The organism is Streptomyces sp. (assembly GCF_050698815.1).
In the GTDB taxonomy this organism is placed as follows: domain Bacteria; phylum Actinomycetota; class Actinomycetes; order Streptomycetales; family Streptomycetaceae; genus Streptomyces.
Window position 1 is genome coordinate 1 of record NZ_JBOHCV010000583.1, and the last position, 6786, is coordinate 6786.

Annotated in this window: 8 protein-coding genes and 1 pseudogene; 3 read left to right on the forward strand and 6 right to left on the reverse strand. The window is 71.9% G+C overall.

Going from position 1 to position 6786, the window contains the following annotated elements; genetic code table 11:
* Positions 1-252 (reverse strand): annotated as a pseudogene (locus ACRDP3_RS21075) (endonuclease III); the annotation flags it as partial.
* Positions 253-564: 312 nt separating this feature from the next.
* On the opposite strand from ACRDP3_RS21075, the gene ACRDP3_RS21080 reads away from it, so the two are divergent.
* A complete protein-coding gene (locus ACRDP3_RS21080) occupies positions 565-1239 on the forward strand; it encodes a Crp/Fnr family transcriptional regulator (RefSeq protein ID WP_431518540.1) in 675 nt (224 codons plus the stop codon).
* Positions 1240-1341: 102 nt separating this feature from the next.
* Here the strand turns inward: ACRDP3_RS21080 and ACRDP3_RS21085 are convergent, their stop codons facing one another.
* The 4 genes from ACRDP3_RS21085 to ACRDP3_RS21100 form a co-directional block, all read right to left on the reverse strand.
* Complete coding sequence (locus tag ACRDP3_RS21085) at positions 1342-2175, reverse strand: MBL fold metallo-hydrolase (RefSeq protein WP_431518541.1); 834 nt, start codon at positions 2173-2175, stop codon at positions 1342-1344.
* Entirely contained in the window at positions 2172-3194 is a 1023-nt protein-coding gene (locus ACRDP3_RS21090) for an NUDIX hydrolase (protein ID WP_431518542.1), read from the reverse strand. Before ACRDP3_RS21090 ends, ACRDP3_RS21085 begins: the two co-directional genes overlap by 4 nt.
* A gap of 68 nt (positions 3195-3262) precedes the next feature.
* Positions 3263-3736 (reverse strand): RidA family protein, encoded by a 474-nt coding sequence (locus tag ACRDP3_RS21095; RefSeq protein WP_431518543.1) that lies wholly within the window; start codon positions 3734-3736, stop codon positions 3263-3265.
* Positions 3733-3891 (reverse strand): DUF4177 domain-containing protein, encoded by a 159-nt coding sequence (locus tag ACRDP3_RS21100; RefSeq protein WP_431518544.1) that lies wholly within the window; start codon positions 3889-3891, stop codon positions 3733-3735. Before ACRDP3_RS21100 ends, ACRDP3_RS21095 begins: the two co-directional genes overlap by 4 nt.
* 44 nt (positions 3892-3935) lie before the next feature.
* Here ACRDP3_RS21100 and ACRDP3_RS21105 point away from each other — a divergent pair, with 44 nt between their 5' ends.
* Together ACRDP3_RS21105 and ACRDP3_RS21110 are read left to right on the forward strand one after the other, a co-directional pair.
* Entirely contained in the window at positions 3936-4913 is a 978-nt protein-coding gene (locus ACRDP3_RS21105; protein ID WP_431518545.1) for an ArsA-related P-loop ATPase, read from the forward strand.
* Positions 4910-6298, forward strand: coding sequence for an ArsA family ATPase (locus tag ACRDP3_RS21110; RefSeq protein ID WP_431518546.1), 1389 nt, complete (start codon positions 4910-4912; stop codon positions 6296-6298). The genes ACRDP3_RS21105 and ACRDP3_RS21110 overlap by 4 nt, the downstream gene beginning before the upstream one ends.
* 96 nt (positions 6299-6394) lie before the next feature.
* Here the strand turns inward: ACRDP3_RS21110 and ACRDP3_RS21115 are convergent, their stop codons facing one another.
* Positions 6395-6733: a WhiB family transcriptional regulator gene (locus ACRDP3_RS21115; RefSeq protein WP_431518547.1), complete on the reverse strand. Its 339-nt coding sequence runs from the start codon at positions 6731-6733 to the stop codon at positions 6395-6397.
* Between the last annotated feature and the right edge of the window lie 53 nt (positions 6734-6786).

Here is a 6786-nt window from a genome sequence, read left to right on the forward strand (position 1 = left end):
GTCCGTGGTCTGGGCGGAGAGCACGGTGGCGATCAGGAGCTGGAAGGGGTTCTCGAAGTCGAGCTCGGGATGCGCGTAGTAGTAGACCTCGCTCAGCTCGCGGTTGATGCGGCGGGCACGGCGGACCGTGGTGAGCCGGGACTCCGGCTTGGCGGGCGCGGCCCTCCGGCCGCCGGCGGCCTTCTTCGCAGCGGCCTTCTTGGCGGGAGCCTTCTTCGCGGTGGCCTTGTCGGCGGTGGCCCTCTCGCTCACCTCCGTGGCGCTTTTCGCCCCTTTTGTCTCTTTCGACCTCTTGCCGGGCTCATGTTCGCCCACAGCGGAATCTCCCATCGCGGTCACCCGCCCGGCCCCGCTCTGCGTGCGCTCACCGGGGTAATGGACACTCGGCCAGACTAAGGGGGCCCACCGACATTCGGCCCGCACGAAGGCGATTCACAGCCCGATCGGCCCCCTGCCTTCGGAACGGCGGGGGGCGTGAGTCAAACTTGTGACTGATCGCACTGTTTCACCGTCCGGCATCATGGGGTCGAAACCACTCATGGGCAGGTCGACAAGGAGAGAATCGTGGACGACGTTCTGCGGCGCGCCCCGCTCTTCGCGGCGCTCGATGAGGAACAGGCCGCTGAGCTGCGCGCCTCCATGTCGGAGACCACACTCGCGCGCAGTGAGGCCCTCTTCCACGAGGGCGACCCGGGTGACCGTCTCTATGTGGTGACCGAGGGGAAGGTGAAGCTCCACCGCACCTCCCCGGACGGCCGGGAGAACATGCTGGCCGTACTGGGGCCCGGGGAGCTGATCGGCGAGCTGTCGCTGTTCGACCCGGGACCGCGTACGGCCACGGCCTCCGCACTGACCGAGGTCAAGCTGCTCGGCCTCGGCCACGGCGACCTGCTGCCCTGGCTGAACGTGCGCCCCGAGGTCGCCTCCGCCCTGCTGCGGGCCATCGCGCGCAGACTGCGCCGCACCAACGACTCGATGTCCGACCTCGTCTTCTCCGACGTGCCGGGCCGGGTGGCCAAGCAGCTGCTCGACCTGTCGCGCCGCTTCGGCGTGCAGTCGGAAGAGGGCATTCACGTCGTGCACGACCTCACGCAGGAGGAGCTGGCCCAGCTGGTCGGCGCTTCCCGCGAGACCGTGAACAAGGCGCTCGCCGACTTCGCCGGCCGCGGCTGGCTGCGACTGGAGGCTCGCGCGGTGATCCTGCTCGACATCGAGCGGCTCGCCAAGCGCAGCCGCTGACCCGCGGCCGGTACCGCGCGCCCGCGCGACGTCCTGCCCGTCGGGTCCCGCAGGCAACACGCCTGCCGGGCCCGACGGCGCTTTTCCGGCGGTCTTAGAGGCCTACTCGATCAGCCCGTGCTCGCGCAGATAGGCCAGCTGCGCCCGTACGGACAGTTCGGCCGCCGGCCACAGCGACCGGTCCACGTCCGCGTAGACGTGCGCGACCACCGCCGAGGCTGTCCGGAAGCCTCCCTCCACCGCTGTCTCGACCTGGGCGAGGCGGTTGGCGCGGTGGGCCAGATAGAACTCGATGGCCCCCTGCGCGTCGTCCAGCACCGGACCGTGTCCCGGCAGCACGGTGGCCACCCCGTCATCGACCGTCAGCGAGCGCAGCCGGCGCAGCGAGTCCAGATAGTCGCCGAGCCGTCCGTCCGGGTGCGCGACGACTGTCGTGCCGCGGCCCAGCACGGTGTCGCCTGTCAGCACGGCGCCTTCCGCGGGCAGATGGAAGCAGAGCGAGTCGGCGGTGTGCCCCGGCGTGGGGACCACGCGCAGCTCCAGCCCGCCCGTACGGACGACATCGCCCGCCGCCAGCCCTTCGTCGCCCAGTCGCAGCGCCGGGTCCAGCGCCCGTACGGACGTGCCCGACAGCTCGGCGAAGCGCGCCGCGCCCTCCGCGTGGTCGGGGTGGCCGTGGGTGAGCAGGGTGAGCGCCACACGCTTGCCCGCGCGCTCGGCGGTGTCCATGACGCGGCGCAGGTGGTCGTCGTCCAGCGGGCCGGGATCGATGACGACGGCCAGGTCGGAGTCCGGTTCGGCGACGATCCAGGTGTTGGTGCCGTCGAGCGTCATGGCGGAGGGGTTGGGTGCCAGGACGCAGTGGGCCCGCGCGGTGGCCTGGCCGCTGAGCACACCGCCGCGCGGCTGGCCCGGGAGGGAAGCGGCGTCCGTCATGCGATGGTGTCCCCCTTCTTCGGGTCCGGCCGGTTCTGCGGGTTCGGCCGGACGTCGGCGGTGCTGTCACCGACGGAGCCGATCCGCTTGGTGAACTCGTCGTGTCCCGGCCAGCTGAGCACGACCTCCTCGCCCTCCAGCCGGGCCTGCGCCAGGACGGGCGACAGGTCGCGCTGTGCGCTCGCCCGCAGCGCTTCGGCGACCGTACGGTGCCCGGCCAGCTGGCGCAGCGTGGCGATGGTGGGCGGCATCATCAGCAGGTCGCCCCTGTCATAGCCGGCGGCGGCGTCGCCCGGGCGGATCCAGGCCGTCCGGTCCGCCTCGGTGGACGCGTTGCGGGTGCGCTGACCCTCGGGAAGTGCGGCGACGAAGAACCAGGTGTCGTAGCGGCGCTGCTCGAACTCCGGTGTGATCCAGTGCGCCCAGCCGCCCAGCAGGTCGCTGCGGAGCACGAGACCGCGGCGGTCCAGGAAGTCGGCGAAGGACAGTTCGTGCGCGGCGAGTGCCGCCCTGTCCCGCTCCCAGTCCTCGCCCGTGGTGTCGTCGACGACGGTGGCCGGGTCCGGCCCGGCGAGCAGCACGCCCGCCTCCTCGAACGTCTCACGGACGGCGGCACAGACGATCGCCTGCGCGGTGGCCTCGTCCGTACCGAAGCGCGCGGCCAGCTCCGTACGGGAAGGCCCCGCCCAGCCGTCACCCGGTCTACGGCCCGCGGAACCCCAGTGCTCGTCACGCGGGTCGACCGCGCCGCCGGGGTAGGCGTAGGCGCCGCCGGCGAACGCCATGGAGGCGCGCCGGCGCAGCATGTGCACGGACGGCCCGTCGTCGGCGCCGGTGCCCGGAGCACCGCTGCCCGGAGCACCGCCGCCCGTGGCACCTCTGTCGCCGCCGCTGTCGCGCAGCAGCATGACCGTCGCGGCCAGCCGCGGGGCCACGGGCGTGATCTCGCCCGCGGCCAGGGCGCGGATGCGGTCGGGCCATTCCGGTGGATACCACTGACCGTTCGAGGAGGACGCCATGGGCGGATGCTACGGGCCCTCGGTGTGATGTTCGAGAGCGGTCCTCCGGGCGGACGCCCGGCCTGGTGTCAGTCCCGCCAGTCGGCCAGTTCCACCAGAAGCTCGACCTCGACCGGCGCGTCCAGTGGCAGCACCGCGACGCCGACCGCGCTGCGCGCGTGCACGCCCTTGTCGCCGAAGACCTCGCCCAGCAGTTCACTCGCCCCGTTGAGGACGCCCGGCTGCCCCGTGAAGTCGGTGGCGGAGGCGACGAAGCCGGTCACCTTCACGATCCGCACCACCCGGTCCAGGCCGCCCGTGACGGAGTTGACGGCCGCCAGGCCGTTCAGCGCGCACGTACGCGCCAGGTCCTTGGCCTCCTCCGGGGTAACCTCCGCGCCGACCTTGCCGGTCAGCGGCAGCTTGCCGTCGACCAGCGGAAGCTGACCCGCGGTGTAGACGTAGCTGCCGCTGCGCAGCGCCGGGACGTAGGCGCCCGCCGGGGTCGCGACGTCGGGCAGCTTCAGCCCGAGGGCGGCCAGCCGGGACTCGACGGCGCTCACTGGCGCTCCCGCTTGAGATAGGCCACCAGTTGCTCGGGATTGTTCGGGCCGGGCACGACCTGAACGAGCTCCCAGCCGTCTTCGCCCCAGGTGTCCAGGATCTGCTTGGTCGCGTGCACGAGCAGCGGCACGGTCGCGTATTCCCACTTCGTCATGGTGCCGAGCGTAGCCCGTCGATTCGCTGGTTAGGCTCCGGGGCGTGAGCAGGCTGCATGTGGTGACGGGCAAGGGCGGGACCGGCAAGACGACGGTCGCCGCGGCACTCGCGTTGGCGCTGGCCAGCGGCGGGCGGCGCACGCTGCTCGTCGAGGTCGAGGGACGGCAGGGCATCGCGCAGCTCTTCGAGACGGAGGCGCTGCCCTACGACGAACGCAAGATCGCGGTCGCGCACAACGGCGGCGAGGTCCACGCGCTGGCCGTCGATCCCGAACGGGCGCTGCTGGACTACCTCCAGATGTTCTACAAGCTCGGCAGTGCCGGGCGGGCGCTGAAGAAGCTCGGCGCGATCGACTTCGCGACGACCATCGCGCCCGGGCTGCGGGACGTGCTGCTGACCGGGAAGGTGTGCGAGGCGGTGCGCCGCCGGGACAAGCAGGACCGGCGGGTCTACGACGCGGTCGTGCTGGACGCGCCGCCCACCGGCCGCATCACCCGCTTTCTCGGTGTCAACGAGGAGGTCGCGGGCCTGGCCAAGGTCGGCCCCGTGCACAACCAGGCCCAGGCCGTGATGCGGCTGCTGAAGTCGCCCGAGACGACGGTGCACCTGGTGACGCTGCTGGAGGAGATGCCCGTACAGGAGACCGTCGACGGGGTGGCCGAACTGCGCGCGGCGGGGCTCCCGGTGGGCGCGGCCCTGGTGAACATGGTGCGGCCACAGCTGCTCGGCGATGAGGAGATGAACACGGACGGGCACGGGCCCGCTCCGGAAGGGCTCGCCGACGCCCTCCGCCGGGCCGGCCTGACGAGGACCGACCGGCTCGTGGAACCGCTGCTGGCACAGGCGCGCGAGCATGCGGAACGGGTCGGCCTGGAGCAGGAGCAGCGCGCGGCGCTGGCGGAGCTCGGCCTGCCGGTGTACGAACTCGGCCTGCTCGGCGAGGGAATCGAACTCGCCGGCATCTACCACCTTGCCGCGGAGCTGCGCGACCAGTTCCCAGTACCCAGGGAGACGGCATGACCCCGAAGGCCGCGGCCGGCACTGGCGGCCCTGACGGCGCCGAGGCCACGGACGGAACCGCGGGCGGATCGGGCCCCTCGGGCCATCTGCTCGGGCCGGAGGTCCGGCTGCGGGTCGACGCGTTGCTCGACGACCCGGAGACCCGGATCATCGTGTGCTGCGGCGCGGGCGGGGTCGGCAAGACGACGACGGCCGCCGCACTGGGCGTACGGGCGGCCGAGCGCGGCCGGAAGGCCGTCGTGCTCACCATCGACCCGGCCCGGCGCCTCGCGCAGTCGATGGGGCTCAGCGAGCTGGACAACACTCCGCGTCCGGTCTCGGGCGTCGACGGGGACTCCGGCGGCGAACTGCACGCCATGATGCTCGACATGAAGCGGACGTTCGACGAGATCGTCGAGGCGCACGCCGACCCCGAACGTGCCCGCGCCATCCTGCGGAACCCCTTCTACCAGTCGCTGTCGGCCGGTTTCGCCGGGACGCAGGAGTACATGGCGATGGAGAAGCTGGGGCAGCTGCGCGCCCGCGACCAGTGGGATCTGATCGTCGTGGACACGCCGCCCTCGCGCTCGGCCCTGGACTTCCTGGACGCGCCGAAACGGCTGGGCTCCTTCCTGGACGGCCGGTTCATCAGGATGCTGATGGCTCCGGCGAAGGCCGGTGGCCGGGCGGGGATGAAGTTCGTCAATCTGGGGATGGCCGGACTGTCGATGTTCACCGGCGTGCTCAACAAGCTGCTGGGCACGGGGCTGTTGCGCGATGTACAGACCTTCGTGGCGGCCATGGACACCATGTTCGGCGGCTTTCGCGCCCGCGCGGACGCCACGTACCGGCTGCTTCAGGCGTCGGGCACGGCCTTCCTCGTGGTCGCCGCGCCGGAGCGGGACGCGCTGCGCGAGGCGGCCTACTTCGTGGAGCGGCTGGACGCGGACCGGATGCCGCTGGCGGGTCTGGTGCTCAACCGTGTGCACGGCAGCGGCGCGGCCGGACTCAGCGCGGAACGGGCGCTGGCGGCCGCGGAAAATCTTGAAGAGGGCGGCATTGTGGATCGGGCGGCCGGGAAGGGAAACAAGCACGGCAGCCCTTCTCCCGGGCCCGGCTCGACAGACATCACAGACCCCGGCGCGCAGCGTCATGACCCCGAACATGACGGTGCGCCCACACAGCAGACATACCAGACCGAGCAGTTGGCCGCGGGCCTGCTGCGGCTGCACGCGGAGCGCATGCGCATGCTGACCCGCGAGCGGCGCACGCGGGACCGTTTCGCCGCGCTGCACCCTGAGGTGCCCGTGGCCGAAGTGGCCGCGCTCGCCGGCGACGTACACGACCTGGCGGGGCTGCGCGCGATCGCGGAACAGCTGGCGGACCAGCCGAACACGCCGCGGTGACGCGGCGATCGACCGATCAAGGTCGACCCGCCGCCCGACCAGCACGTCCGTGTGCCGGCGCGCCCGCCCGTCAGCTCACACTCAGCTCACCACCGCTCAGCTCACCGCCGCGTAGCCCGCCGCCTCCTCGAGGTCCAAGGGCAGCACGCCGCCCGTGTCACGTTCGTACTCCGTGCGCGCCGTCTCCAGCAGGCGACGCCAGGAAGTGACCGTCGGGCGGCGGCGCAGCAGCGCTCTCCGTTCCCGCTCGGTCATCCCGCCCCAGACACCGAACTCCACTCGGTTGTCCAGTGCGTCCGCCAGACACTCGGTGCGCACAGGGCACCCGGTGCAGACGGCCTTGGCGCGGTTCTGAGCCGCGCCTTGCACGAATAGTTCATCCGGATCGGTAGTGCGGCACGCTGCTTGCGCACTCCAGTCGGTTACCCAGCCCATAGCCGGCGCCGTCCTCTCCCGAATCGAGGCTCCCCCACGGCGGCAAACGGCAT